We start from the raw sequence: 964 nt of genomic DNA, 5'->3' as shown, positions 1-964 counted from the left end.
GCGCGCGTGCGCGACCGCCTCGGCGTCGACCTCCCGCTCCGCGCCCTGTTCGAGACGCCGGTCCTCGCCGATCTCGCGCAGCGGATCCTGCCCGACGATTGGGAAGAGGAAACCGTGCCGATCTAGCGTCGGCGGATGACGTCGTTCCGAGAGGGTGTGCGACAGATCAGAAGTCCAAGCGCGTGAAGGTAGGTGGACAGCGATGGGATACGAGGGGGCTGTGGCGGAGACGCTGGAGATCGAGCGGGCGGAGCTTCTTGCTCTCTTGATGAAGGCTGGCGCTGCGAGTGCCGAGCCGCAGTTGCGCCCGCGCGATCATGCGGATCCGGCTCCGTTGTCCTTTGCGCAGGAGCGACTGTGGGTGCTCGATCAGCTTCAGCCGGGAGGCAGCGAATATAATATCCCGGTCTTCGTCCGACTGAACGGCGAGCTGGATCAGGTTGCGCTGGACCGCAGCCTGGACGAGCTGATGCGCCGCCACGAGACGTTGCGCATGCGCACGGCTGTAGAGGATGGCGAGCCTGCGCAGATCGTCGAACCGCATGTGGCGGTCGAGCTCGTGCAACTCGATCTAACGGAGCTTGCCGGCGAGGCGCAACAGTCAGAGCTGCGTCACCAGTTGGCGGAGTTCACCGGAAAGCCGTTCGACCTGGCGGTCGCGCCACTGTTCCGCGCTGCGTTGCTGAAGCTCTCGGAGCAGGATCATGTGATTCTCCTGGTGCTGCACCACATGATCTTTGACGGCTGGTCGCTGGGGATACTCATTCGCGATCTCAGCGCGCTTTACACGGCTTACTCCCGGGGCACTGTGCCCTCCCTGCCGCCGCTTGCGATTCAATATGCCGATTACGCAATCTGGCAGCGCCAGCGCCTGCAGGGCGCCGTGCTGGAGCGCCAATTGTCCTATTGGCGGTCGCGCTTCTCCGGCGTGCCGGCGATGCTCGATCTTCCGACCGACCGGCCG

General features: G+C 64.7%; 2 protein-coding genes. Both read left to right on the top strand.

Annotated elements, in window-relative coordinates:
• Window positions 1–6 precede the first annotated feature (6 nt).
• Window positions 7–126 carry a hypothetical protein gene (locus MOV75_RS42980; RefSeq protein WP_369010499.1) on the top strand — a complete coding sequence of 40 codons (120 nt, stop codon included), beginning with the start codon at window positions 7–9 and terminating at the stop codon, window positions 124–126.
• Between the two features lie 94 nt (window positions 127–220).
• Window positions 221–964 (top strand): condensation domain-containing protein (locus tag MOV75_RS39610; RefSeq protein ID WP_247008283.1); only part of this gene is annotated, 744 nt, incomplete at its 3' end.

It is taken from the genome of Bradyrhizobium sp. PRIMUS42 (genome assembly GCF_023006515.1).
In the GTDB taxonomy this organism is placed as follows: Bacteria; Pseudomonadota; Alphaproteobacteria; order Rhizobiales; family Xanthobacteraceae; genus Bradyrhizobium.
The sequence above is the reverse complement of the archived record's forward strand: the minus strand, read 5'-3'. Positions and strand labels throughout refer to the sequence as shown.